This is a genomic window from Marinobacter sp. JSM 1782161 (assembly GCF_011421605.1).
Classification (GTDB): Bacteria; Pseudomonadota; Gammaproteobacteria; order Pseudomonadales; family Oleiphilaceae; genus Marinobacter_A; species Marinobacter_A bohaiensis.
This window is the reverse complement of record NZ_WSSA01000003.1, coordinates 732,319-756,981: the sequence shown is the minus strand read 5'-3', so window position 1 is coordinate 756,981 and position 24,663 is coordinate 732,319. Positions and strand designations below refer to the sequence as shown.

Annotated in this window: 22 protein-coding genes and 1 other RNA gene; 19 read left to right on the top strand and 4 right to left on the bottom strand. The window is 62.8% G+C overall.

From position 1 onward, the window contains the following. Positions 1-65: 65 nt before the first annotated feature. The 3 genes from GQB00_RS16325 to GQB00_RS16315 are packed head-to-tail and all read right to left on the bottom strand — an operon-like array spanning position 66 to position 2,843. Positions 66-662 carry a D-sedoheptulose-7-phosphate isomerase gene (locus GQB00_RS16325; RefSeq protein ID WP_111497297.1) on the bottom strand — a complete coding sequence of 199 codons (597 nt, stop codon included), beginning with the start codon at positions 660-662 and terminating at the stop codon, positions 66-68. Beyond that, the gene (locus GQB00_RS16320) at positions 659-1,039 is read right to left on the bottom strand and encodes a YraN family protein (protein ID WP_111497298.1); all 381 of its coding nucleotides are present in this window, start codon (positions 1,037-1,039) and stop codon (positions 659-661) included. Before GQB00_RS16320 ends, GQB00_RS16325 begins: the two co-directional genes overlap by 4 nt. A gap of 4 nt (positions 1,040-1,043) precedes the next feature. Next, entirely contained in the window at positions 1,044-2,843 is a 1,800-nt protein-coding gene (locus GQB00_RS16315; protein ID WP_165857073.1) for a penicillin-binding protein activator, read from the bottom strand. A gap of 278 nt (positions 2,844-3,121) precedes the next feature. On the opposite strand from GQB00_RS16315, the gene rsmI reads away from it, so the two are divergent. The 18 genes from rsmI (at position 3,122) to lpxC (ending at position 22,756) form a co-directional block, all read left to right on the top strand. Then, on the top strand, positions 3,122-3,979 hold the full coding sequence (gene rsmI, locus GQB00_RS16310; protein WP_207950815.1) for a 16S rRNA (cytidine(1402)-2'-O)-methyltransferase: 858 nt from the start codon (positions 3,122-3,124) through the stop codon (positions 3,977-3,979). A 64-nt stretch (positions 3,980-4,043) separates the two neighbouring features. After that, an RNA gene (rnpB, locus tag GQB00_RS16305) (RNase P RNA component class A) lies at positions 4,044-4,401 on the top strand. A gap of 372 nt (positions 4,402-4,773) precedes the next feature. Beyond that, complete coding sequence (gene mraZ, locus GQB00_RS16300; RefSeq protein ID WP_111497301.1) at positions 4,774-5,226, top strand: division/cell wall cluster transcriptional repressor MraZ; 453 nt, start codon at positions 4,774-4,776, stop codon at positions 5,224-5,226. Next, on the top strand, positions 5,223-6,182 hold the full coding sequence (gene rsmH, locus GQB00_RS16295) for a 16S rRNA (cytosine(1402)-N(4))-methyltransferase RsmH (RefSeq protein WP_165857072.1): 960 nt from the start codon (positions 5,223-5,225) through the stop codon (positions 6,180-6,182). The genes mraZ and rsmH overlap by 4 nt, the downstream gene beginning before the upstream one ends. Positions 6,183-6,184: 2 nt before the next feature. Continuing rightward, positions 6,185-6,586, top strand: a complete 402-nt coding sequence (ftsL, locus tag GQB00_RS16290; protein WP_165857071.1) for a cell division protein FtsL — start codon at positions 6,185-6,187, stop codon at positions 6,584-6,586. 23 nt (positions 6,587-6,609) lie between these two features. Next, positions 6,610-8,352 (top strand): peptidoglycan D,D-transpeptidase FtsI family protein, encoded by a 1,743-nt coding sequence (locus GQB00_RS16285; RefSeq protein WP_228160669.1) that lies wholly within the window; start codon positions 6,610-6,612, stop codon positions 8,350-8,352. A 3-nt stretch (positions 8,353-8,355) separates the two neighbouring features. Next, positions 8,356-9,840: a UDP-N-acetylmuramoyl-L-alanyl-D-glutamate--2,6-diaminopimelate ligase gene (locus GQB00_RS16280; protein ID WP_165857070.1), complete on the top strand. Its 1,485-nt coding sequence runs from the start codon at positions 8,356-8,358 to the stop codon at positions 9,838-9,840. Next, a complete protein-coding gene (locus GQB00_RS16275) occupies positions 9,837-11,204 on the top strand; it encodes a UDP-N-acetylmuramoyl-tripeptide--D-alanyl-D-alanine ligase (RefSeq protein ID WP_165857069.1) in 1,368 nt (455 codons plus the stop codon). The genes GQB00_RS16280 and GQB00_RS16275 overlap by 4 nt, the downstream gene beginning before the upstream one ends. Further along, positions 11,204-12,289: a phospho-N-acetylmuramoyl-pentapeptide-transferase gene (gene mraY / locus GQB00_RS16270; RefSeq protein WP_111497306.1), complete on the top strand. Its 1,086-nt coding sequence runs from the start codon at positions 11,204-11,206 to the stop codon at positions 12,287-12,289. Before GQB00_RS16275 ends, mraY begins: the two co-directional genes overlap by 1 nt. A 15-nt stretch (positions 12,290-12,304) precedes the next feature. Then, the gene (gene murD, locus GQB00_RS16265; RefSeq protein WP_165857068.1) at positions 12,305-13,648 is read left to right on the top strand and encodes a UDP-N-acetylmuramoyl-L-alanine--D-glutamate ligase; all 1,344 of its coding nucleotides are present in this window, start codon (positions 12,305-12,307) and stop codon (positions 13,646-13,648) included. Then, complete coding sequence (gene ftsW, locus GQB00_RS16260; protein WP_165857067.1) at positions 13,645-14,835, top strand: putative lipid II flippase FtsW; 1,191 nt, start codon at positions 13,645-13,647, stop codon at positions 14,833-14,835. Before murD ends, ftsW begins: the two co-directional genes overlap by 4 nt. Continuing rightward, positions 14,825-15,904 (top strand): undecaprenyldiphospho-muramoylpentapeptide beta-N-acetylglucosaminyltransferase, encoded by a 1,080-nt coding sequence (gene murG, locus GQB00_RS16255; protein ID WP_165857066.1) that lies wholly within the window; start codon positions 14,825-14,827, stop codon positions 15,902-15,904. The genes ftsW and murG overlap by 11 nt, the downstream gene beginning before the upstream one ends. Beyond that, positions 15,897-17,348 (top strand): UDP-N-acetylmuramate--L-alanine ligase, encoded by a 1,452-nt coding sequence (murC, locus tag GQB00_RS16250; protein ID WP_111497310.1) that lies wholly within the window; start codon positions 15,897-15,899, stop codon positions 17,346-17,348. The genes murG and murC overlap by 8 nt, the downstream gene beginning before the upstream one ends. Then, entirely contained in the window at positions 17,345-18,304 is a 960-nt protein-coding gene (locus GQB00_RS16245) for a D-alanine--D-alanine ligase (RefSeq protein WP_111497311.1), read from the top strand. Before murC ends, GQB00_RS16245 begins: the two co-directional genes overlap by 4 nt. Next, entirely contained in the window at positions 18,297-19,142 is an 846-nt protein-coding gene (locus GQB00_RS16240; protein WP_111497312.1) for a cell division protein FtsQ/DivIB, read from the top strand. Before GQB00_RS16245 ends, GQB00_RS16240 begins: the two co-directional genes overlap by 8 nt. A 25-nt stretch (positions 19,143-19,167) precedes the next feature. Then, entirely contained in the window at positions 19,168-20,403 is a 1,236-nt protein-coding gene (gene ftsA / locus GQB00_RS16235; RefSeq protein WP_111497313.1) for a cell division protein FtsA, read from the top strand. Between the two features lie 107 nt (positions 20,404-20,510). After that, positions 20,511-21,668, top strand: coding sequence for a cell division protein FtsZ (ftsZ, locus tag GQB00_RS16230; protein WP_111497314.1), 1,158 nt, complete (start codon positions 20,511-20,513; stop codon positions 21,666-21,668). Between the two features lie 170 nt (positions 21,669-21,838). Then, positions 21,839-22,756: a UDP-3-O-acyl-N-acetylglucosamine deacetylase gene (lpxC, locus tag GQB00_RS16225; protein ID WP_111497315.1), complete on the top strand. Its 918-nt coding sequence runs from the start codon at positions 21,839-21,841 to the stop codon at positions 22,754-22,756. 9 nt (positions 22,757-22,765) lie between these two features. Here the strand turns inward: lpxC and GQB00_RS16220 are convergent, their stop codons facing one another. Continuing rightward, positions 22,766-23,212, bottom strand: coding sequence for a DciA family protein (locus GQB00_RS16220; RefSeq protein WP_165857065.1), 447 nt, complete (start codon positions 23,210-23,212; stop codon positions 22,766-22,768). Between the two features lie 455 nt (positions 23,213-23,667). On the opposite strand from GQB00_RS16220, the gene GQB00_RS16215 reads away from it, so the two are divergent. Then, positions 23,668-24,606 (top strand): M23 family metallopeptidase, encoded by a 939-nt coding sequence (locus GQB00_RS16215; protein WP_165857064.1) that lies wholly within the window; start codon positions 23,668-23,670, stop codon positions 24,604-24,606. Positions 24,607-24,663 lie beyond the last annotated feature (57 nt).

Here is a 24,663-nt window from a genome sequence, read left to right as displayed (position 1 = left end):
ATACGGCGCAAGCAAAAGCCGACCCTCGGGTCGGCTTTTTTGTGCCTGCGTGGTGGGCGCTATGCTCAGCCGCCGAAGATCTTGTGGTCGATCAGGGCGCAGAGGGCGTTGAGCACAAGGACGAAGACGCTGGTGGCCTGCGCGGGGCTGAGGTTATGCAGGGCGATCTCATGGTCATCGGGGTGCAGCAGTGAGGTGACGTCGGTCTTCTCCCGCGCGCTCAGTACCACGACTTTCATGCCCCGGTCGTGAGCAGCCTGGATGGCCTGGATGAGGTTGGCCTTGTGGCCGTCATCGACGATCACAAACAGCGTGTCGCCCTCTTTGCCCAGGGCGCGGACCTGGCGGGAAAACGTCTCGTTGAATCGATTGTCCCGGCAGATGGCCGAAAAGGTCGTGGCATCGGCACCCAGATTCATCGCGGGTAACGCCGGGCGGTCCTGGTCGAATCGATTGAGCAGGTTGGTGCAGAAGTACTGCGTCAGGCAGTTGGCGCTGCCGTTCGCGCACATCAGGATCTTGGCGTCCGTGAGCAGCGAGTTGACCAGTGTGTCCGCCACTTCAATCAGGGCGGGGCCAAGCTCACCGGCGGTGTGCGCAGCGTTCTCCATGTGTTCGGCGAACATGGAATTGATCAGGAAATCCGGGCTTTGTTCAGTCATTGGGTAGCGTCAAATGCATGTTGAATCCACTGTGCGCGAAAGCGGCGCCAGCGTCCGGGAGTGATGGCGATGACGTCGAACCGGCAGGGGGCCTGCCACAGCCCCTGTTTCTGCAGGTAGACCGAAGCGGCGCGAATCACGCGCTGCTGCTTGTTTGGCGTCACCGATTCCATCGGGTTCTCGAAGCTGCCGTTACCGCGGAAGCGAACCTCGACGAAAACCAAGGTTTCTGCGTCCCACGCCACAATATCGAGTTCGCCGCCACGGCAATGAAAGTTGCGCGTGACGACCTTCAATCCTTTACGCGTCAGATAACGGGCCGCCGCCTCTTCGGCTTCCTGGCCCTGTCTCCGCCGACCGTCCCTGGTCTGGCTCATGATTTTACCGGTCCGTTGGCTGCAGGGTGTCCTGCGGATCAATCGGGGTGTCTTCCGATGGATCGGTTGGCGTCTCCAGTCTCGTCGGCACCCCCTGCTGGAAGATGGCCCACTGTTGCTGGCGTCGGACGATGCCTTCGGGCGTCATGCTCAGCGTGCCGGTCAGGCCTTCGATGTCGCTGCCCTCGACTTGCGACAGCAGCTGCAGTTTGGACGACAGGGCATAGGCATCCATTCCCATGGCGAACAAACGGCCATAGCGCTGGGTTGCGTTCGGCAGGGCGGCCGAGGTGCGCTGGCGGCGCGCGGAGTCCGGATTGAGCATCCACGGGATATCGGTGAAGCGCACCCGCTCCAGGTCGCCATCGCGGGAGGCGTCCGGCGTTCCGGTGTAGATCGTGGACGGCGCGTACACCGGCAGGTCGCCACCGAAATAGAACGCAAACAGCGGGTTGAACTGGCGGCCGATGGTGGGCGAGGCGACCAGAACGACGGCGTCGATGTCCTGCCGCCGGCGCGGTTCAAATTCCACGTTCAGTGCGATGGTGTGTTCGATGTTGATCGCTCGCTGACGGCTGCTGTTGATATCGAACAGGTCTGCGACGGTCTTGCGCAGGTCCTCTTCCCGATCGTAACGGACAATGTCCAGAATCTTGCCGCCGTTCTCGTTCATGCGTTTGACCAGTGCGCTTTCCACACGGTCACCCCAGTCTCCCCAGGGGATCAGGGCAACGGCCTGGGGGCGATCGTCCGCTATCAGGCGGTCGGCAATCTGGCGTGCTTCGTCTTCGGCGGACAGGCCGTACTGGAACAGCTGGGCCGGATGATCCTGACCGCCTTCCAGGTAATTGAGGGCCAGCACCGGGGTGGGCAGTGACGTCCGGTTGGTCAGGGTGTTGAGGGCTGACTTGTCCAGCGGGCCGACCACCAGGTCCGGCCGGGTGCCATCGATCTGGTCGTAGATGGCGGGGAAGTCGGCGGCGTGGGTATCGAAGACGCGGACGCGCGTCTGGGTGTCCGCGTCCGACTGGTCGTCCTCATAGTAGGCGGCGAAAAAACCATCGCGAATGGCCTGACCGGCTTCGGCCAGCGGCCCGGTCAGCGGCAGGGCGAGTGCGATATAGCCGGGACGTTCTCCCGACAGGTTGGTAATCAATTGCAGTTCGCTGGGCAGTGGTTGTGCTGCCGGGTGATCGGCCCAGTTCGATTGCCACTGGCGAATACTCTTGCCCTGGGCTTCCAGGGTGATGCCCGGCTCGCGCAGCGACAGTGCCAGTTCCAGCCAGCCCTGTTGTTCGTAGCCGATGGCGGTTCGTGCTTCCCGGTCCAGGCGACTGGTTGACGCCCGTTTAAGCAGTTGCCAGATGCGATCGTTGTCCGCCAGGCTGCCCGCGTCCGGACGCAGTGGAGCGGATGCAATCAGGCTTTGCGCCGCCGGCAGGTAGCGTCCGGCGATGGTGAAGGTCTGCGCCTGCAGGTCAACGGCGCTTTGCTGACGATCCGCCGGGTAGCTGGAGAACTGCTCCACCGGCAAGTCGCGGGTGAAGCTGGCGGCCCAGGTCCGATCGTCCAGGGCGACGATGCTGTTCATGGCCAGCAGCCGGAACTGGTCCAGGGTTGCGCCCTGGGCGTCAGCAAAGGCGTCGCTGCGAAGGATGACCCGGGCGTCCTCATGGCGTCCCGCCTGCTGGTAGCGTGACGCGGTGCTGAGCAGGCCGCGCAGTGCCGTGTCGCTGTAGCCGGAGGCTTCGGCAATGGCCAGCGCTCCCTGCGGCGTATCCGCCTCGTTCGGTTGGATCCCCATCGGGCTACAACCGGCAGTCAGGACAATCAGTGCCAGGAAAAACGCAGGGCGAATGCGAAATCGAAATCTCATCGTCATGCAATGCTCACAGTATGGCCATGGATTTGGGCATCTCCGCGTCGGCGGACGGGCCCTTGTCGAGCCGGCGGTTGTGGCGCTGGCGGAATAGGGGCATCATGCCGGAAATTACCAAGCAGCGAGTTTACCAGTTCGCCCCGGATTTCTCATGACGTTACTTTCATCCCGGGGTATCTGCATCATCTCCCAGGATTGTTTCCATGCCAGCAAGTCGTTCTCCCGACGCCGGGACCCTCTATATCGTCGCTACGCCGATCGGCAATCTCGGTGACATCAGTCAGCGCGCGATAGAGGTGCTCGACCGTGTGGACTGCATCGCGGCGGAAGACACGCGCCACACCCAGCGCCTGCTGCAGGCTCTGGGCCTGCACAAGCCGCTGCTGGCCCTGCACGAACACAACGAGCGCCACAAGCACGAACAGGTTCTGGAGCGCCTTGCCGGCGGCGAATCCATTGCGCTGGTCTCCGATGCGGGCACGCCACTGATTTCAGACCCGGGGTTCATTCTTGTGCGGGCAGCCCGCGAGGCCGGATTGCCGGTGGTGCCGATGCCCGGACCCTGTGCGATTGTAACGGCCCTGAGCGCCGCCGGCCTGCCCACCGATCGCTTCACCTTTGAGGGATTTTTGCCCACCAAGCGCAAGGCCCGCCATGACGCGTTGATGGCCTTGCGGTCGGAGCCCCGGACCATGGTGTTCTACGAGGCGCCGCACCGCATCCGGGAAACGGTCGATACTCTGGTGGAGGTGATGGGGGGCGAGCGCCCGCTGGTGCTGGCCCGGGAGCTGACCAAGGCGTTCGAGACCTATTACAGTGGTTCGGCCGGGCAGGTGGTCGAGCAACTGGCGCAGGATGACTACGCGGAAAAAGGCGAGTATGTGGTGATGCTTGCCGGCGCGCCCGAACAGTCGGACAGCGAGGCGCGGGCCGTCGATACCGATCGGTTGCTGGCTACGCTGCTTAAAGAGGTGCCGGTCAAGGTGGCGGCGCGCCTGGCAGCCGAGATTACCGGTGAGGCTCGCAACGCTCTTTATCAGCGCGCACTGGAGCTCAAGTAGCCGGCAGCGCCGGAGTGGCGCGATTGTGCTTGCGCCGCTGCGGCAAGCGCAGTATTGTCTCGCCTGAGCTCGCCGGACAGTCGCCGCTCTGGGTTTCGACCCAGGGGGGAGGAAAGTCCGGGCTCCATAGGGCGAGGTGCCAGGTAACGCCTGGGCGGCGCGAGTCGACGGAAAGTGCAGCAGAAAGGAAACCGCCTAAGCACCCTCGGGTGCCGGTAAGGTTGAAAAGGTGCGGTAAGAGCGCACCGCATGCCTGGCAACAGTGCATGGCGATGGTAAACCCCACCTGGAGCAAGACCAAATAGGAGTCCAATGGCGTGGCCCGCGCTGGACTCGGGTAGGTTGCTTGAGGCCTGTGGTGACGCAGGCCCTAGACGAATGACTGTCCCCGACAGAACCCGGCTTACAGGCGAGCTCATTTTTTCCCTTCCTCGTGTCTGGTGTACAGGCACCAGTCCTTTCTCAGGTATATAGCGAAAAATTCTTACCTCTAAGGTTCTTTGTCCGCTTTGTTCTTCAGCTGATTGATTTTGCAGAGGTTCTTCTCGGCACTTTGCGATCCAGTCTGTTTTGTTGTCCCTAACTCATTGTCATACCTGAAAGTTTTTGCGGCAAGCCGCTATTGGCGGCGCTTGCATTGTATTTTTCGTGTTTCTATAGTGTGCAGAAGTGGGAAAAAGTGGATAGAAGTGGTTTTTTGTGGTTTTCGGAGGTCGAGAGTGGGAAAATCGCCCTGTCTCAACCTGAACTAGGCGGCCAGCGTGCCGTGAATGGGCCGTTAAACGGCAGCGACTATGAGCAACTTTCTCGGCAGTCACGCCATCAACATGGACGCAAAGGGACGCATAGCGATCCCGACCCGTGTACGCGAGGACCTCGCCGAGGCTTGCGGTGGCCGCATTGTGCTTACCGCCAATGCCGATGAAGAGCGCTGCCTGCTGGTCTATCCGGAACCGCAGTGGGAAGAGATCCGGCCGCAGATTGAAGCATTACCGAACATGAACAAGGCGGCGCGCCGCCTGCAGCGCAAGATGCTGGGGCATGCTACGCCGCTGGAACTTGACGGTTCCGGCCGCGTGTTGGTGCCGCCGACGCTGCGTAGTTACGCGCGACTGGAAAAGAAGCTGATGCTCGTCGGCCAGGGCAAGAAGCTGGAGCTCTGGAGTGAGGAGCGTTGGTTCGCCTGGCTGGACGAGGGTGATGACGATGAAGACATGCCGCCCGAGATGGAGTCCCTCTCGCTATGACGACGCGTAAGGGGGCAGCCCCGGCACACCTGTCGGTGCTATTGGATGAAGCGGTGGACGGTCTGGTCGTTCGGCCGGACGGGCGCTATGTGGACGGGACGTTCGGTCGCGGCGGCCACAGTCGCCTGATTCTCGAACGCCTGTCCGGGGACGGTGAGCTTTTGGGCATCGACAAGGATCCGGAGGCCATTACGGTTGGTCGGGAGTTAGCGAGCGCTGACTCCCGGTTTCGTATTGGTCACGGCTCATTTGCCGAACTCCCGCGTTTCCTGGAAGACGCCGGCTGGAACGGTATCAGCGGCATGCTGATGGATTTGGGGGTGTCGTCGCCGCAGTTGGACGACGCCGGGCGAGGTTTCAGTTTCATGCGCCAGGGTCCGCTGGATATGCGGATGAATCCCGAGCAGGCGCCAAGCGCTGCCGAGTGGCTGAATTCGGCTCCGGAAGCCGAGATCGCGGATGTGATTTTCCAGTACGGCGAGGAGCGCTTCTCCCGCCGTATTGCCCGGGCCGTCGTCGAGCAGCGCGCGGAAACCCCCTTGAGCACGACCCGGGAGCTGGCGGAGCTGGTATCCGCGGCGGTTCCCCGCAAGGAAAAGCACAAGCACCCGGCGACCCGGACCTTCCAGGCTATCCGGATCTTCATCAACCGGGAACTGGAAGACCTGGAAACCGGACTGCGGGCGGCGGTCGACTGTCTTGAACCCGGCGGTCGCCTGGTGGTGATCAGTTTCCATTCGCTGGAAGATCGCATGGTCAAACGCTTCATGCGCGATCTGGCCCGAGGGCCCCAGTTGCCAAGAGGTCTGCCGGTCAAGGCGGACCAGACCGAATCGGATTTCCGGCTGGTGGGCAAGGCCCGCAAGGCGGAGACAGACGAAGTGGCCGACAACGTTCGCGCACGCAGTGCCGTGATGCGGATTATCGAGCGTCGACCCGCAAAGAGTGAGGAATAGATATGGCCGCCGTAACCATCGAGCGCCCCGAAGTTCAGACACGCAGCAAACTGCGCCCGGATACCGTGAAGGTTGGGGTGACCACCGCGCTGCGGCTGTCGCGCCGTATCTTTGCCGGCCTCTGGCAGCGGCACGTGCTGGTATCGGCCGGCCTGGCGACCGCGCTGGTCGTATCGGCGGTCGGCGTGGTCTACAGCGCCCACGAAAACCGGGTGCTGTTCAACGATCTGGCGCAGTTGCAGGCCCAGCGTGACGGCTACCAGCGAGAATGGAGCCAGCTGCTGCTGGAACAGAGCGCCCTGAGCGCGCACAGCCGTGTTGAGGCGCGGGCGTCGCAGGGTATGAACATGGTGGTGCCTGGCAAGCGGGATATCGTCCTGGTGCCAGGCGGCCCCGAATCTTGAACCTGACGGAAGCAGGGTAACCCGTGTCCGAGAAGAAACCGACACAAGGTGTGACGGCCACGCTGAAGGCAAAGCTCTCGGCGTGGCGCCATGCGTCTGTGCTTGGCGTTTTTCTCGTCGTCATGGCGGTGCTGGCTGGTCGTCTCGTCGAGCTCCACGTGGTGGATCAGGACTTCCTGCGCAAGCAGGGCGATGTCCGGACCGTGCGCAGCGAAACCATCGACGCCCATCGCGGCATGATCACCGACCGCCACGGCGAACCGCTGGCGGTTAGTACGCCGGTTCAGACCCTGTGGGCCAATCCCAGTGAGATGGATGCCGACGATCCCCGCCTGACCCCCCTGGCGCGGATGCTCGGTATCAGTGAGGGGCGTCTGCGTTCACGTCTGAAGCGCTATGCCGGCCGCGAGTTCATCTATGTCCGCCGCAAGGTTCAGCCGGCCCTGGCGCGCCAGGTCATGGGGCTGGATATTGCCGGCATCTACAGCCGTCGTGAGTACCGTCGTTACTACCCTGCCGGAGAAGTGACCGCTCACGTTGTGGGCTTTACCAATATCGATGAGCAGGGGCAGGAAGGCATTGAGCTAGCCTACAACGACTACCTCAGCGGCGAGCGCGGCAGCAAGCGGGTGCTCAAGGACCGGCGTGGCCACATCATCAAGGACCTGAGTCTTGTCAAAGATGCCCGGCCCGGCCAGAACCTCGAGTTGAGCCTGGATTTGCGGCTTCAGTACCTGGCCTATCGAGAGTTGAAAGCGGTCGTCCAGGCCCACCACGCCAGGGGAGGCACGCTGGTGATGCTTGATGCCGGCACCGGCGAGGTGCTGGCGATGGTCAACCAGGGGTCCTATAACCCCAACGACCGGAGCCAACTGGATCCGAAAAACCTGAGAAACAAAGCTATTACGGATTTGTTCGAACCCGGGTCGACCATAAAGCCTATAACCGCTGCCGCCGCATTGCAGGCGGGCGTGGTCACTACGGAAACCCGGATCGATACCAATCCGGGTTATCTGCGTTTTGGGCGGTTCACAATTCGCGACACCGGCAACCACGGCGTGCTGGATCTCAAGGGCATCATCGCCAAGTCCAGCAACGTCGGCATCAGCAAGGTTGCGGCCAAACTGGGTGGCAATGCCATCCGTGACATGTTCTTCAGCGTCGGACTGGGTCAGGCCACCGGGATTGGCTTCCCGGGTGAGGCCGTCGGCGTGCTGCCGTCCCCGCCGCGCTGGCGGCCGGTGGAAGTGGCGGCCCTGTCCTACGGCTACGGCCTGAGCGTCAACGCCCTGCAGTTGGCCGAGGCCTACATGGTGCTGGCGAACGGTGGCGTCCGCTACCCGTTGAGCCTGATGAAACGCGATGAGCCGCCTCAGGGCCAGCGGATCATTTCCGAAAAGGTAACCGGCGAGGTGCGCCAGATGCTCCAGGCGGTGATTGAAGAGGGGACGGGCAAGCGAGCCGGTGTCGGTTTCTACGAGGCTGGTGGCAAGACCGGTACTGTCCACCTGGTTGGCGCGAACGGTTACGAAGACAGTGAGTATAAGGCCATCTTTGCCGGCATCGCTCCGGTGGAGAATCCCCGTATCGTCTGCGTTGTAGCCGTCGATGCGCCCAAAGGCGGGGAGTATTATGGAGGGGAAGTTGCGGCACCAGTCTTCTCGCGGGTCATGGGTGACGCGCTGCGCTTGTTGAACGTGCGCCCGGAGCTCGATGACAAGTCACTGGCATCCAAGCCCGATAGCCAGGCCGGAGGCCGGGGGTAAGCCATGTGTATGACATCTCTCCAATCCCTTCTTGCCGATATCGCCGATGTGCCTTCCGTATTCGACGTTACGGTGCATGGGCTGACGGCGGACAGCCGTGAAGTACGCTCCGGTGATGCCTTTGCTGCCCTGCGCGGCGCTCGCACGCCGGCTGACCATTATCTGGATCAGGCCACCGAAGCGGGAGCGGTCGCGGTCCTTCTGGAGGTGGATGAGCCCCGTTTGTGCTATGAGCGCGCCGGTATCCTGGTCGTGCCGGTGGCGGACCTGCGCCAGCAACTGGGTGTCATCGCTGATCGCTTCTATGGCTCGCCGTCGCAGGAGATGGATGTCATCGGCGTGACCGGCACCAATGGCAAGACGTCCGTGACCCATTACATCAGCCAGTTGCTCAGTGCCGCCGGACACCAGTGCGGGGTGATTGGCACGCTGGGCTATGGCATCGGCGGGCAGATGACCGAAGCGACCCACACCACGCCGGACGTTGTGCGCATCAATCAGGCCCTGCGACGGATTCGCGTATCGGGTGGCAAAGCGGTGGCGATGGAGGTTTCCTCCCACGCGCTGGATCAGGGGCGGGTCGACGACCTTCACATCCGCGGTGGCGTGCTGACCAACCTGACCCGGGATCACCTGGACTATCACGGCAGCATGGATGCCTACGCAGAGGCCAAGAGCCTGCTGTTCCGTCGCGACGGCCTTGAGTTCGCCGTGCTTAATTTCGACGACCCGTTCGGCCGTCAGCTCTACGAGCAGCTGACCGGCGAGGCGGATCTGATTCGCTACAGCCTTCACGAGTCCCAGACGGAGCTCTGGCTGAAAGCTCTGAAGGCCCATGTCGATGGTTTCGAAGCGTCGGTAGACGGCAAGTGGGGCGCCATGACTCTGCAGGCGCCATTGATGGGCACGTTTAATGTGAGCAACCTGTTGGCGGCCGTGGCAACGGCTCTGCAGCTGGGTGTTTCGCCGGACGATATCGAACGGGCCGTGCAGCGGCTGGTGCCACCCCCGGGGCGGCTGGAAAGCTTTGCCGGAGCCGGTGGTGTGCGCGTTGTGGTGGACTACGCCCACACGCCGGACGCCCTGCACAACGCGCTGGAAGCCATCAAACCCCACGTCGAGGGGCAGCTGTGGTGCGTGTTCGGATGCGGCGGCGATCGCGATGCCGGCAAGCGGCCGGAGATGGCGGTCGAAGCGGAGCGGTTTGCCGATCAGGTGATTGTGACCGACGACAACCCGCGCAGCGAAGCGCCCGAACACATTGTGCGGGACATCGTGGCCGGTTTCCGCGAGGCGGAGCGTGTGGCCATCGCGCATGATCGGGAGCAGGCCATCCGGCAGGCCGTCTTCGAGGCGCAACCCGGTGACGTGATCCTGGTGGCCGGCAAAGGGCACGAAACCTATCAGGAAATCCAGGGAGAGCGGTTCGATTTCAGCGACGCCGGCGTGGTTCGCCAGGCGTTGGTCGACCGGGAGGCGCAGCCATGATGCACGCTTTCACCCTGCGGGATGCCGCTGAAATGATCGGAGCCAACCCCATGGCCTCGGCGGTGGAGTATCGCGGCGTGTCGACCGATACCCGGACTCTGCAACCGGGCGACCTGTTCGTGGCCCTGCGCGGCGACCGGTTTGACGGGCACCAGTACCTGCAGCAGGCCATCGACGCCGGTGCTGTCGGCGTGGTTGTCGACTCCCTGCAGGAAGGCATCAAGGCTCCGCAGTTGTGTGTGGACGACACGGTCCAGGCCCTCGGGAAGCTGGCCTTGGGGAACCGTCTGGCGAGCCCGGTTCGCTGTGTGTCGGTGACTGGCAGCAGTGGCAAGACCACCGTCAAGGAAATGCTGGCGGCGATCCTGCGGCAGGCCGGTGAAACACTGGCGACCCAGGGCAACCTGAACAATCACATCGGCGTTCCGCTGACCCTGTTCCGGCTCGCCCCGCAACACCGATACGCGGTGATCGAGCTGGGCGCCAGCGGACTGAACGAGATTGCCTACACGGTGAATCTTGCGCGGCCGGACGTGGCCATCATCACCAACGCCGGTGAGGCACACCTGGAAGGCTTCGGCAGTTACCAGAACATCGTCCAGGCCAAGGGCGAAATCATCGACGGCGTCCCGTTCGATGGCGCGGTGATCCTCAATGCTGATGATCCGGCCTGCGCTACATGGCGGGCCCGGGCGGGCGAGCGTCGCGTGCTGGCGGTCGGCAAGTCCGGGGAAAATGGCGTCGACTATCACTATCGTAATGTTCGTGCTGAAGATGGCGCGGTGGTGTTCGACGTGGTGGGGCCGGATGGCTGGCTTTGCCCGGTGCGCCTGAACCTGCCCGGAGAGCACAACCTGGTTAACGCCATGATGGCCATTGCCGCGACCCGGGAGATGGGCGTGTCCGATGAGGCCATCTATCGCGGCCTGACTGAATTAAAACCCGTTAAAGGTCGTCTGGAGAAGATTGCGTTACAGTCCGGCGTCAATCTGGTGGATGACAGTTATAACGCCAATCCCACCTCCATGAAGGCCGCCATTGAGTACGTGGCCGAGCAGGATGGCGAATCGGTGGCCGTGCTGGGGCAGATGGCCGAGCTGGGGGCCGACGCTGAATCGCTGCATCGGGAAGTGGGCGCGCTCGCCGCCCGCCTTGGCGTTGCTCAGCTGGTGTTGGTCGGCGACGGCGTCGACGGTTACGTGAAGGGCTTCGGGCCGGCTGCCCGGGTCTTTGCCACTCACGACGAGGCGGCCGAGTGGCTGTCGACGGAGGTGCATCCACCCGCAACCGTTCTGGTTAAAGGATCTCGCAGTTCTGCCATGGATAACGTGGTCAGGGCATTAATAAAGAAGGTGAATAGCTGATGTTGCTCTGGCTGACAGACTTCCTGGCACAGTATTTTGATGAACTGACGGTTTTCCGTTACCTGACCCTGCGCGGCATTCTCGGCGTGCTCACGGCGCTGCTGATTTCGCTGATTATCGGCCCGACCATGATTCGCAAGCTGGGGCAGTACCAGATCGGTCAGGCGGTTCGTGATGACGGTCCCCAGACCCATCTGAGCAAGGCCGGCACGCCCACCATGGGCGGCTCCCTGATCCTGGTGGCGATCGCCATCAGCACCCTGCTGTGGGCGGACCTCACCAACCGCTATGTCTGGGTTACCCTGCTGGTGACACTGTTGTTCGGCGCCATCGGCTGGGTCGATGACTATCGCAAGGTGGTGGAGCGTAACCCGCGCGGGTTGCCGGCGCGCTGGAAGTACTTCTGGCAGTCCGTGATCGGTGCGGGCGCCGCGGTGGCCCTGTTCTATTCCTCCTCACTGCCGCAGGAGACGTCGTTGTTCCTGCCGTTCTTCAAGAACGTGAGTCTGGTGATGGGGCCGGTGGCTTTCATTCTGCTGACCTATTTCGTGATCGTCGGCAGCAGTAATGCCGTGAACCTGACCGACGGCCTGGACGGGCTGGCCATCATGCCTACGGTCATGGTGGCCGCGGCGCTGGCGATTTTCTGCTACCTGTCCGGCCACGCCGAGTTCGCGTCCTATTTGCTGATCCCGCACCTGCCGGGCAGTGGCGAGCTGATCGTGTTCTGTGGATCCCTGGTGGGTGCCGGGCTGGGGTTTCTCTGGTTCAACACCTATCCGGCACAGGTGTTCATGGGGGACGTGGGTGCCCTGGCCCTCGGCGCCGCACTGGGCGTGGTCGCCGTGATCGTACGCCAGGAACTGGTGCTGTTCATCATGGGCGGCGTGTTCGTCATGGAGACCGTGTCGGTGATCCTGCAGGTGGCGTCATACCGGCTGACCGGTCGCCGCATCTTTCGCATGGCGCCGCTGCACCATCACTTTGAATTGAAAGGCTGGCCCGAGCCGCGCGTGATCGTGCGCTTCTGGGTCGTGACCGTCGTGCTGGTCCTGATCGGGCTGGCCACGTTGAAGATACGCTAGGGCGTAGGTGAATCGATGAGTGTTATCGCTTCAGATCGTCGCACATTGGTAGTCGGGCTCGGTAAGACCGGGCTCTCCTGCGTGCGCTACCTGCATGGGCAGGGGCGGTCTGTTGCCGTGGCCGATTCCCGCGTCGAGCCGCCGGGTCTGGCGGAGCTGCGCGAGCAGTATCCCGACGTCACGGTGAAGTGTGGCGATTTCGACCCCGAGTTCTTCGCCGGCTACAACGAGCTGATCGTCAGTCCCGGCCTGAGCGTTGAGACACCGGTGATCGCCCGGGCGCGGGAATGGGGTGCCCAGATCCGGGGCGATATCGACCTATTCAGTGAGGCGGCCCGGGCGCCGATCGTCGCCATCACCGGTTCCAACGGCAAGACCACCGTCACCACCCTGGTGGGTGAGATGGCGCGTGAAGCCGGCGTCCGGGTGGAGGTCGGTGGCAACATCGGTACACCGGCTCTGGATTTGCTGGCGGACGACGTCGAGCTGTACGTGCTCGAGCTGTCCAGTTTCCAGTTGGAGACCACCGGGGAGCTGGGCGCCGAGGCGGCAACCATCCTCAATGTCACCGACGATCACATGGATCGTTATCCGACGAAGATGGCCTATTTCCAGGCCAAGCAGCGCATCTATAACGGCTGCCGCAAGGCCGTGATCAACCTGGACGACGCCCTGAGCCAGCCGATGGCCCGGGACAATCTGACGTTCCGCTGCTATGGCGAGCACCGGATCAACCCGGAAACCTTCAGCTTGCGTGAGGATGAGGGGCAGCTCTGGATCACCTACGGCTTCGACAACCTGATTCCCGCCGACGAGCTGAAGCTGATCGGCCGCCACAATCTGCTCAACGTCATGGCGGCGTTGGCCTTGGGCGACTGCGCCGGGCTGCCGATGGACGCCATGTTGAAGGCCGCCCGTTCGTTCCGTGGTCTGCCGCATCGCTGTGAGTTCGTGCGCTCGGTCAACGGCGTGGATTACATCAACGATTCCAAGGGCACGAATGTCGGCGCCACCGTTGCCGCACTCGAAAGTCTGGCGCCGGCCGAGGGGCAACTGGTCCTGATAGCCGGCGGCGACGGCAAGGGCGCCGATTTCGGCCCGCTGCGGGATGCCGCCGGCAGGCGCTGCCGCGGTGTTGTGGTTTTCGGCAAGGACGCGGAACGCCTGGAGCAGGCTCTGGACGGCGCGGTCGTGGTGACCCGGGTGGCGGATCTGGCCGAGGCCGTCGATGCCGCGGCGGCCCAGGCCCGCAAGGGCGACCGGGTTCTGCTGTCACCGGCGTGTGCCAGCCTGGACATGTTCCGCAACTATGAGGCGCGCGGGGCGGCCTTTATCGAACGGGTGGAGGCGCTGTCATGAATCGCGCACTGGCCCTCCGTCCCAACGGCTTGTCGCTGCAGCCCTTGCCGCTACTGATCTTTAGCGCGGTCGGCCTGTTGCTGATCGGTGTGGTCATGATCGGCTCTGCCTCTATGGATACCGCGGCCCAGAACACCGGCTCCGCCTTCTATTACCTGGGCCGGCAGTTCGTCTACGCGATCATGGGCGCGTTGCTGTGCCTCGCGGTGGCCAATGTGCCGCTGAGCTGGTGGTCGCGCAGCGGCTGGCTGTTGCTGGGGGTGGGCCTGCTGGTCCTGGCGCTGGTACTGACGCCGCTGGGCCGCACGGTGAACGGGTCGACCCGTTGGATTCCGCTGGGCCTGTTCAACGTGCAGGTATCGGAAGTGGCCAAGATCTGTCTGATCGCATACCTCGCCGGCTACGTGGTGCGTCGGCGGGACGAGCTGGTCAACACCTGGCTGGGGTTCCTCAAGCCGGTCATCGTGCTGGCCATCGCGTCGGTGCTGCTGGTGACCGAGCCGGATTTCGGCGCCACGGTGGTGCTGATGACGGCGGCACTGGGCATGATTTTCCTGTCCGGCGTGCGCCTGAGTCGTTTCCTGCCGCTGATTGCGGTGTGTGTGGCGGTGGGCGCGGCGCTGGTCGTGTTTCAGCCGTACCGGCTGAAACGGGTGGTGTCCTACCTGGATCCCTGGCAGGACCAGTTCGATACCGGTTACCAGCTGACCCAGTCGCTGATCGCTTTCGGGCGCGGCGAGTGGTTTGGCGTCGGGTTGGGCAATTCGGTGCAGAAGCTGTTCTACCTGCCTGAGGCCCACACCGATTTTATCTTCGCCATCATCGCCGAGGAATTCGGTCTGGCCGGATCGCTGGCCATCCTGGCGCTGTTCGGTCTGCTGGTCTGGGTCGGGCTGAAGATTTCCCGGCGGGCGGAGCAGGCGGGAATGCCGTTCGCTTCCTGTTTCGGTTATGGCCTGACGCTGCTGATCGGTCTGCAGGCGGCGATCAATATCGCGGTCAACACCGGGCTGCTGCCCACCAAGGGTTTGACCCTGCCGCTGGTCAGCTACGGTGGCAGCAGCCTGCTGGCCACCTGCGTGTGCATCGGGGTGCTGGCACGGATCGAAATGGAACGGCTGGATGCCCTCGAACAGAAGAACGACGGCAAACCGAAGCGAAAGGGGGGCGCCCGTTATGACGACTAAGCGCTTCCTGGTGATGGCCGGCGGTACCGGCGGTCACGTGTTTCCCGCGCTGGCGACGGCCCGGCGTCTGCAGGAGCAGGGGCATGAAGTGTTCTGGCTGGGCTCGAAAGGCGGGATGGAAGAGCGCCTGATCAGCGAGACGGATATCCCCATGGCCACGATTTCGGTCTCCGGCCTGCGAGGTAAGGGCCGTCTGGCGCTGGTAACGGCGCCGTTCCGTCTGGTGCGTGCGCTGGGGCAGGCTTTGGGGATCGTTCGCCGGATCCGTCCCGATTGCGTGATTGGCATGGGTGGTTTCGTCACCGGTCCGGGCGGCATGGCCGCCTGGCTGACCCGCACCCCCCTGCTGGTGCACGAGCAGAACGCCATTGCCGGGATGACTAACCGTATTCTGGCGCGTTTTGCCAAGACGGTCATGGAGGCCTTTCCCGGTAGCTTTGGACAGGACGTGGTGACCCGCTATACCGGCAACCCGGTGCGTGGCGACCTGGCGACGATGGAAGCGCCCGGGACACGCTTTAACAGCCGGCAGGGGCCGCTACGCCTGTTGGTGCTCGGCGGCAGCCTTGGCGCCCGGGCCATCAACGAAACCGTGCCGCGCGTGCTGGCTCAGTTGGGGGCGGATCGGATGACCGTGCGTCACCAGTGCGGCACGCGCAACCTCGAAGACACCGAAGCCTGCTATCGGGAGGCCGGTGTCGAGGCCAGCCTGGAGCCGTTTATCCAGGATATGGCCGAAGCCTACAGATGGGCAGACGTGGTGCTGTGCCGCGCCGGAGCTCTGACCATCGCGGAACTTTGCGCGGTGGGACTGGGCGCCATCCTGGTGCCGTTCCCCCACGCCGTTGACGATCACCAGACGCTGAACGGCCAGCAGATGGTACAGGCGGGAGCCGCGATGCTGATCCCGCAGGACAAACTGACTGACGAGGTGCTGGCCGAAACGCTGAGCGGCCTGCTCGATGACCGCAACCAGGTTGTGGCATTGGCGGAAGCCGCGCGGTCCCTGGCCCGTGCCGACGCTACGGAGCGAGTTGTGAACTATTGTCTGGAGGCGGCCCATGGCTGAATCGACCAATCCGCCGCTGGTTTATCAGGTGCCTGAGATGCGCCGTATCCGCCGGATCCACTTCGTGGGCATCGGTGGCGCCGGCATGTGCGGCATTGCCGAAGTCCTGCATAACCAGGGTTACGAGGTTTCCGGCTCGGACCTCAAGGCCGGCGCCGTCACCGAGCGCCTGAAAGGCCTCGGGGTGCAGATCTTCATCGGCCACGAGGCGCAGAACAGTGCCGACGCCGACGTGGTGGTGGTGTCCACCGCCGTTCAGTCGGACAACCCGGAAGTGGCCGCGGCGCGGGAGCGTCGGGTACCGATCGTGCCCCGTGCCGAGATGCTGGCGGAAATCATGCGCTATCGCCACGGCATTGCGGTTGCCGGCACCCACGGCAAGACCACGACGACCAGCCTGATCGCCTCGATCCTGGGCGAGGGCGGTCTGGACCCGACTTTCGTTATTGGCGGCAAGCTCAACAGCGCCGGCACCAATGCCCAATTGGGCGGGTCGCGTTACCTGGTGGCGGAAGCGGACGAGAGCGATGCCTCGTTCCTGCACCTGACGCCGGTGATTTCCGTGGTCACCAACATCGAAGCCGACCACATGCACACCTACGGCAACGACCTGGAGAAGCTGAAGCAGACCTTCGTCGACTTCCTCCACAACCTGCCGTTCTACGGCGTGGCGGTGATGTGCAGTGACGATGCCTACGTGCGCGAAATTACCCCGCGCATCTCACGGGCCATCATCACTTACGGGATCGACGACGAGAGCGCCGACTACCGGGCGGTGGACATCCAGTCCGACGGTTTGCGCACCCACTTCCTGGTCAAGCGCCCGGGTGGCCGGTCCGACCTCAAGGTGTCGCTGCGCATGCCCGGCCGGCACAACGTGCTGAACGCGCTGGCAGCGATTGCGGTCGCCAGTGACGAAGGAGTCGACGACTCGGCCATTACTGCCGGGCTGGCGGGCTTTGCCGGTGTCGGACGCCGTTTCCAGGTGTACGGCGACTACCCGATCGCCGACGGCTCAGTGACGCTGGTGGACGATTACGGCCACCACCCCACGGAAGTCGGCGCGATCATCCGTGCCGCTCGCGAGGCCTGGCCGGACCGGCGGCTGGTCATGCTGTATCAACCGCATCGCTATAGCCGTACCCGGGATCTCTACGAGGATTTCGTCAAGGTGCTGTCCGACGTGGACGCGCTGCTGCTGATGGACGTCTATGCCGCCGGGGAACCCGCCATTCCGGGCGCGGATGGCCGCAGCCTGTGCCGCAGCATCCGCCAGCGGGGCAATGTAGAACCGGTGTTCGTGGAAAAAGACGACGACATCAACCGGTTACTGTCACGCACGCTCAAGGACGGCGATGTCCTGTTTACCCAGGGTGCTGGTGATATCGGCGGGCTGGCTGCACGCCTGTCCAAATCCGGCTTCGTTGGCGGAGGTGGCGCATGAACGCCGTCACCAACTACCAGGCCGATCCGGACCTGCTCAAGGCGCTGGGCCGAGTGGCGGTGCTGATGGGCGGCGATTCGGCGGAACGGGCGGTATCCCTGAAGAGCGGAGAGGCGGTGCTCAATGCGCTGATCGCGGCCGGCGTGGATGCCTATGGCGTCGACGTCCAGGGCAGCCTGCTCGATGTGGTGCGCCCGGGGGATTACGACCGGGTGTTCATCGCCCTGCACGGTCGCGGCGGCGAGGACGGGACGATCCAGGCCATCCTGTCGGAGGCGGGCGTTCCCTATACCGGCAGCGGCGTGATGGCCTCGGCGCTGGCGATGGACAAGCTGCGTACCAAGTACGTGCTGGAAGGGTGCGGATTGAAGACGCCCCGCTTCCGCGCCATGGCCGGCGAGCGGGAGGCCGATGACCTGCTGCGGTCGCTGCGCCTGCCGTTGAGCGTCAAGCCCTCGCGTGAAGGCTCCAGCATCGGTATTCGCAAGGTGACCAGCCGGGACGAGTTGATCGAGGCCTACCGTGTGGCCAGCGAGCACGACCCGCTGGTGCTGGTGGAGGAATGGGTCGAGGGCCCGGAGTTTACGGTGAGCGTCCTGCAGGGACGGGCGCTGCCGGCGATCGGTCTGAGCACCGATCACGTGTTCTATGACTACGACGCCAAGTACCTGAGCAACGACACCCAGTACCGGGTGCCTTGCGGCCTGGCGCCGGATGACGAGCTGCGCCTGCAGCATCTGGCACTGGACGCGTTCCGGGTGCTGGATTGCCAGACCTGGGGCCGGGTCGATGTCATGCAGGACGATGACGGTGAATTCTGGGTGCTGGAAGTCAACACGGTGCCCGGAATGACTGACCACAGTCTGGTGCCGATGGCGGCCCGCGCTGCCGGCTTCAGTTTCGAGGAGCTGGTGGTCCGCATCCTGTCGGACACGCTGGAGGACGCCGATGCATGACCGACTGAACCTGCGCATGCGCCAGCCCCCAGAGCCGCCCCGGCGGCGGGGAGCGTCATCCCTGGAGCCGGAACGCGAGCGGTTCAATCCGCTGGCGCTGCTCTGGGAATGGCTGCGGGTGCTGCCCTGGGTTCAGTTGTCACTGGGTGCGATGGTGCTGGTGCTGGCGGGGCTGGTGCCCTGGGCTACCGGCGCCGCGCTGAATGCCATGGACCGGCAGATCGTCGACATTCAGGTGGAAGGGGATTTTCAGGGTCTGGACAAGACCCGCCTGCGGGCTGATCTCAAAGGATTGATCGGACGCAGCTTTTTTGCCACGGATCTGGAAGACGTCAAGCGGACCGTGGAGCGTGAGCCCTGGGTTGATTCGGCCGCCGTACGGCGGGTCTGGCCGGACCAGTTGGCCGTCGACATCCGCGAGGAAAAGCCGCTGGCCTACTGGAACGATGACGAGATCATCGGGCATTCGGGGCACGTCTTTGAACCGGCCAACCCGGAGGTGGCAGGCGCACTGCCGCATCTGGCCGGGCCGGATGACCGCATCGACGAAGTCATGGCCCGGGCGCGGCAAATGGCGAAGATGCTGCATGAGCGCAAGATCGGCTTTGCCGGGCTGACGCTGGAAAAACGCGGCGCCTGGACACTGCACATGAGCAACGGCATCGAGGTCGCGCTCGGGCGGGACCACGTCGAGAACCGGTTCGAACGGTTCCTGACGGTATACGAGAAGAAGTTGGTCAGCCGGGCTGACCAGGTGGAACGTATCGACGCGCGCTACACCAATGGCGTGGCGGTGCGCTGGAAGACGCTTGAGAAAGCGCCTGAGAAAAATTCATAGACCATTCATCCGGTGAGTGAAGCACATGTCAGGGGTTGAAACGGAAAACATGATTGTCGGCCTGGATATTGGCACCTCGAAAGTGGTGGCCATTGTCGGCAAGCGCAAACTGGACGGCACGATCGAAATCGTGGGCATCGGTTCGCACCCGTCCCGCGGTCTCAAGCGGGGTGTGGTGGTCAACATCGAAACCACCGTCAACGCCATCCAGCGGGCCGTCGAGGAAGCCGAGCTGATGGCTGGATGCCGTATCCATTCCGTTTACGCGGGTATTGCCGGCAGTCACATCCGCAGCCTCAACTCCCACGGCATCGTGGCGATCCGCGACCGGGAAGTGACCCAGGCGGATATCGACCGGGTGATCGACGCGGCCCAGGCGGTGGCGATTCCAGCCGACCAGAAGGTGCTGCACATTCTGCCCCAGGAGTTCGTCATCGATAACCAGGAGGGCATCAAGGAACCGCTGGGTATGTCGGGTGTCCGTCTGGAGGCCAAGGTTCACCTGGTGACCTGCGCCGTGAACGCCGCCCAGAACATCGAGAAGTGCGTGCGACGCTGCGGTCTGGATGTGGACGACGTGATCCTGGAGCAACTGGCGTCCAGCCATGCCGTGTTGGTCGAGGACGAGAAGGAACTGGGCGTATGCGTGGTCGACATCGGTGGCGGGACGACCGATATCGCGGTCTTCACCGGTGGGGCCATCCGTCACACCGCCGTGATCCCCATCGCCGGTGACCAGGTGACCAATGACATCGCCATGGCCCTGCGCACGCCGACGCAGAACGCTGAGGAAATCAAGATCAAGTATGCCTGCGCGCTGACGCAACTGGCCGGTGCCGACGAGACCATCAAGGTTCCCAGCGTCGGCGAGCGGGCGCCGCGGGATCTCTCTCGCCAGGCGTTGGCCGAAGTGGTCGAGCCGCGCTACGAGGAACTTTTCACGCTGGTTCAGGCCGAACTGCGCCGCTCCGGTTTCGAAGAGATGATCCCCGCCGGCATCGTGATCACCGGCGGCTCGTCCACCATGGAAGGCGTGGTGGAGCTGGCCGAGGAAATATTTCACATGCCGGTACGGCTGGCCTCGCCGCAGGCCGTGTCCGGTATGACCGATGTAGTCAATAACCCGATCTATGCCACGGGGGTTGGGTTGTTGATACACGGGTTCCGCCAGATGGACCTGGGTAAGGGACCCGTGCTCAAGCAGGAGGATGCCCCCTCGCTGTTTGAGCGCATGAAGAACTGGTTCACAGGGAATTTCTGAGAACCGGTCACCCGTGGCCGGGCCGGTAACGCCGGCCAACACAAACGAAGGTCTCTCGAAAAATACCGGTCAGCGAAGGCCGGAACGAAAACGAAGGAGTAGGGGAAATGTTCGAACTTGTCGATAATGTTCAGCAAAACGCTGTTATAAAAGTCATTGGTGTCGGTGGTGGTGGCGGCAACGCCGTACGTCACATGCTGACCAGCGACATCGAGGGTGTGGATTTTATCTGCGCCAATACCGACGCCCAGGCGCTCGCCGATATGGGCGCCAAGCAGGTCATTCAACTTGGAGGCAACATCACCAAGGGCCTGGGTGCCGGTGCCAACCCCGAAGTGGGGCGCCAGTCGGCTCTGGAAGACCGCGACCGTATCGCCGAAGCGCTGCAGGGCGCTGATATGGTCTTTATTACCGCCGGTATGGGTGGCGGTACCGGGACGGGCGCCGCGCCGATTGTGGCGGAAGTGGCCCGTGAACTGGGTATCCTTACCGTTGCCGTCGTGACCAAGCCGTTTACCTTCGAGGGCGGCAAGCGCATGACCGTGGCCGAGGCGGGCCTGAAAGACCTGGAAGACAGCGTCGACTCGCTGATTACGATTCCTAACGAAAAACTGCTTGCTGTTATGGGCAAGAAGACTAGTCTTCTCGATGCTTTTGCAGCCGCTAACGACGTGTTGCTGGGCGCCGTTCAGGGCATTGCCGACCTGATCACCCGCAACGGTATGATCAACGTCGACTTTGCCGACGTGAAAACCGTCATGTCGGAAATGGGCATGGCCATGATGGGCACGGCCCGGGCCACCGGAGAAAACCGCGCCCGCGAAGCCGCCGAAGCCGCCGTTCGCAGCCCGCTGCTGGAAGACATCAACCTGCAGGGCGCCAAGGGTATCCTGGTTAACATTACTGCAGGTATGGACCTCAACCTGGGCGAATTTTCCGAGGTGGGCGACATTGTCCGCGAATTTGCCTCTGACGCCGCGACCGTGGTTGTCGGCACCGTGATCGACCCCGAAATGACCGATGAGCTGAAGGTGACTGTGGTCGCCACCGGTTTGGGCGGTGATCGCGAGAAACCGACCAAAGTGGTGGACAACACAAGGACACTGGACGGCAAGACAGACTATCACCAGCTGGATCGCCCGGCCGTACTGCGCCGCCGAGCTGTTGCCAATGGCAACGTGGCGGTTGACCAGGAGCGTGAAGGGGATGAGCAGAGTGTCGACTATCTCGATATTCCCGCATTCCTGCGTCGCCAGGCTGACTGATAAACTGTCTCAATAGGGATTCGGGATAGAATAGAGAGAATCTAGAAAGGTCATAGCCATAGCCTTGTGTTATTAAAGGCTGGTTAAATGGTGTTCAGTTGGTCTTTCTGGTAAGCTGCGCGCAGTTTTTACCCGAATGATAGATAACTTTTGTGACGGATTTTTGTACGATGATTAGACAACGTACGCTTAAAAACACCATCCGTGCGACCGGGGTCGGTTTGCACTCGGGTGAGAAAGTCTATCTGACGCTCAAGCCTGCGCCGGTTGATACTGGAATCGTATTTCGGAGAACGGACCTGGATCCGGTTGCCGAGATCAAGGCGTACGCTGAAAACGTCGGTGAAACGATGCTGTCCACGACGCTGGTCAAGGACGGTGTCCGGGTTGCCACTGTTGAGCATCTGCTGTCCGCGATGGCCGGGCTGGGCATCGACAACTGTTATGTCGAGCTGAGTGCCGCCGAAGTGCCCATCATGGACGGCAGTGCCGGTCCTTTCGTGTTCCTTCTGCAGTCGGCGGGCATTGCCGAGCAGGACGCGGCGAAGCGCTTTATCCGCATCAAGCGGGAAGTAAGCGTCGAGGACGGCGACAAGAAGGCGACGTTCCTGCCGTTCGAGGGCTTCAAGGTCAGCTTCGGCATCGACTTCGATCATCCGGTCTTCAAGGGCCGCGCCCAGTACGCCACGGTCGACTTTTCCAGCACGTCCTTCGTGAAGGAGGTCAGTCGTGCACGGACTTTCGGGTTCGTGCGCGATATCGAGAAGTTGCGCTCCATGAATCTGGCGCTGGGTGGTAGTGTCGATAACGCGATTGTCGTTGACGACTACAAAATCCTGAACGAAGACGGCTTGCGCTACGAAGATGAGTTCGTCAAGCACAAGGTTCTGGACGCTATCGGCGACCTGTACCAGCTGGGCAACAGTCTGATCGGTGAGTTCCGTGGCCTGAAGTCCGGGCACGACCTGAACAACAGGCTGCTGCGCAAGCTGCTGGCGGAAGAGGATGCGTGGGAAGTGGTGACCTTCGACGACGAAGCCACGGCTCCGATTTCCTACCTCAAGCCGGTACTCGTGGCACAGGGCTGAGCAGGACGCTCAGTCCTTGACGTGACGAGACAGTTTTTCGAGAACTTCGCGTAAACCTTCGTCCTTCGTATGCCCGGCCTCCTGATCCAGGAGCCGGGCATTTTCTTTGCTCAAGGCTTCCTTCTGGTACACCGGCTTCCGCTTGGGGCGGGGCGGTGCCACCTTCACTTTCAGGCGCCAGGCGTGCTGGAAGTCCGGTTCCTTCCGCAGCACTTCGAGAATTTCACGCTGACGCAGACGAAGCTGACTGGCGGTCATGCTGCTTTCCGCAGACAGCACCAGGTCGCCGTCGTGATAGCTGAGGAACCGGCAGTGGTTCCGCAGGTTGTCCGGCAGCGCGTGAAGCACGACTTGCTCGGCTCGCCGGTGCACTTCCGCATGGGCGAGTAAACGGCGCAGGTTCGGGGGGTGCCGGGTATCGCTGGGTTCCAGGGAAAGGTTGGTCTTGCGTCTCATCAGTGTCCAGCCGGTTGTCGTGAGCTCGATGTCCGTGGTCGCGGGTCGCTTGTGTATTGTACGGCCACAGGAACTCGACGTCGCCCGTTACGATTGGTTACTATTTGGCACGGTTTGTGGATGAAGCCCTGTATTAAACTGGCTGTAATCTTGGGGATAACTTTTCATGGCCCGCTTTTCCCGGGGGTGACGAGTGTTGTCATCCTGCCCGAAGAGGGTGTTCCAAAGGTGTCGCAGCAAAACGGCGGAGTGATGACAAGCTCTGGAGCAGTGGGCATGCCGTCGCTTTTGCAACACCCTTCGACGAGTGGATTGACGGAGCGAAAGCCGTCCAGTGGATGATAGCACCGCGGCTATGCTCTGCAATCCGGATATGGACGTCCGGCAGGATTGTTGATGATCACCATGCGGCTCAGGGCGTGAGCCGGGTGGTTCCGATAAGTGATCGTGTAACTATGAACATTATTTTCGTCGGCAAGAACCCGGGCAAGTCCCGTTCGGTTCGGCTTAATATGCCGGTTGTGGCGTGTCTGCTGGTGCTGGCGAGCGCTGTCATCGGTGGCGTTGGCTGGGCGGGTTACCAGCTTGGTGCCGTTGCGCCCGAGCCCGTGGCCTACGGTGCGTCGCCGTCGTTGATCCGGAATTGGGAGGCGCGCATCCATGAGCAGGCCGATGCCCTGACCCGTGTGCGTGAAACCACCGGTCAGCAGGTCGATGCCCTGACCCTGCGCCTGGGCCAGATGCAGGGTCGCCTGCTGCGCCTGGATGCCTTGGGCCAGCGGCTCGTTGAATCCGCGCATCTGGACAACGGCGAATTCGATTTTGATCAGGCCCCGGCTGTTGGTGGTCCGGAGGAACCTGGTGACGGGGAAAGCTACGGTGCCCCGGAACTGAGCGCCATGATCGACCAGCTCGACGAACGTATCGGCGACCGCGAACAGCAATTGCGCCTGCTCGACCAGCTCCTGTCCCAGGAGCGCATCGAGGACGAGCGCTTTGTGGCCGGTCGGCCCATTACCTGGGGCTGGCTGTCTTCCCGTTATGGCTATCGTTCAGATCCCTTCACCGGCAAACGCACGTGGCACGACGGCGTTGACCTGGCCGGTAAGGAAGGCAGCGACATCATTGCCGTGGCGGCCGGCGTCGTCACCTGGGCCGGGGATCGTTATGGTTACGGTAACCTGGTGGAGATCGACCACGGTGATGGCTTGGTGACCCGTTACGGTCACTGCAAGACCGTCAAGGTCAAGGTCGGCGACGTGGTCCAGAAAGGCCAGTTGATTGCCCTGATGGGAAGCACTGGGCGCTCGACAGGCCCGCATGTGCACTTCGAGGTGAGGCGCAACGGCAAGAGCCAGAACCCGGAAGACTACATCAAACGTGCCAGCCGATAGCGGCTGCACAACAAAGCCACTTCGGGATACCGCAAGTGGCTTTTTTTTGGCTGATTG

Excerpts from the sequence above, each read along its gene's own strand:
- GQB00_RS16325 (WP_111497297.1), bottom strand. The coding sequence starts at position 662 with ATGACTGAACAAAGCCCGGATTTCCTGATCAATTCCATGTTCGCCGAA.
- GQB00_RS16320 (WP_111497298.1), bottom strand. The coding sequence starts at position 1,039 with ATGAGCCAGACCAGGGACGGTCGGCGGAGACAGGGCCAGGAAGCCGAA.
- GQB00_RS16315 (WP_165857073.1), bottom strand. The coding sequence starts at position 2,843 with ATGGGGATCCAACCGAACGAGGCGGATACGCCGCAGGGAGCGCTGGCC.
- rsmI (WP_207950815.1), top strand. The coding sequence starts at position 3,122 with ATGCCAGCAAGTCGTTCTCCCGACGCCGGGACCCTCTATATCGTCGCT.
- mraZ (WP_111497301.1), top strand. The coding sequence starts at position 4,774 with ATGAGCAACTTTCTCGGCAGTCACGCCATCAACATGGACGCAAAGGGA.
- rsmH (WP_165857072.1), top strand. The coding sequence starts at position 5,223 with ATGACGACGCGTAAGGGGGCAGCCCCGGCACACCTGTCGGTGCTATTG.
- ftsL (WP_165857071.1), top strand. The coding sequence starts at position 6,185 with ATGGCCGCCGTAACCATCGAGCGCCCCGAAGTTCAGACACGCAGCAAA.
- GQB00_RS16280 (WP_165857070.1), top strand. The coding sequence starts at position 8,356 with ATGTGTATGACATCTCTCCAATCCCTTCTTGCCGATATCGCCGATGTG.
- GQB00_RS16275 (WP_165857069.1), top strand. The coding sequence starts at position 9,837 with ATGATGCACGCTTTCACCCTGCGGGATGCCGCTGAAATGATCGGAGCC.
- mraY (WP_111497306.1), top strand. The coding sequence starts at position 11,204 with ATGTTGCTCTGGCTGACAGACTTCCTGGCACAGTATTTTGATGAACTG.
- murD (WP_165857068.1), top strand. The coding sequence starts at position 12,305 with ATGAGTGTTATCGCTTCAGATCGTCGCACATTGGTAGTCGGGCTCGGT.
- ftsW (WP_165857067.1), top strand. The coding sequence starts at position 13,645 with ATGAATCGCGCACTGGCCCTCCGTCCCAACGGCTTGTCGCTGCAGCCC.
- murG (WP_165857066.1), top strand. The coding sequence starts at position 14,825 with ATGACGACTAAGCGCTTCCTGGTGATGGCCGGCGGTACCGGCGGTCAC.
- murC (WP_111497310.1), top strand. The coding sequence starts at position 15,897 with ATGGCTGAATCGACCAATCCGCCGCTGGTTTATCAGGTGCCTGAGATG.
- GQB00_RS16245 (WP_111497311.1), top strand. The coding sequence starts at position 17,345 with ATGAACGCCGTCACCAACTACCAGGCCGATCCGGACCTGCTCAAGGCG.
- GQB00_RS16240 (WP_111497312.1), top strand. The coding sequence starts at position 18,297 with ATGCATGACCGACTGAACCTGCGCATGCGCCAGCCCCCAGAGCCGCCC.
- ftsA (WP_111497313.1), top strand. The coding sequence starts at position 19,168 with ATGTCAGGGGTTGAAACGGAAAACATGATTGTCGGCCTGGATATTGGC.
- ftsZ (WP_111497314.1), top strand. The coding sequence starts at position 20,511 with ATGTTCGAACTTGTCGATAATGTTCAGCAAAACGCTGTTATAAAAGTC.
- lpxC (WP_111497315.1), top strand. The coding sequence starts at position 21,839 with ATGATTAGACAACGTACGCTTAAAAACACCATCCGTGCGACCGGGGTC.
- GQB00_RS16220 (WP_165857065.1), bottom strand. The coding sequence starts at position 23,212 with ATGAGACGCAAGACCAACCTTTCCCTGGAACCCAGCGATACCCGGCAC.
- GQB00_RS16215 (WP_165857064.1), top strand. The coding sequence starts at position 23,668 with ATGAACATTATTTTCGTCGGCAAGAACCCGGGCAAGTCCCGTTCGGTT.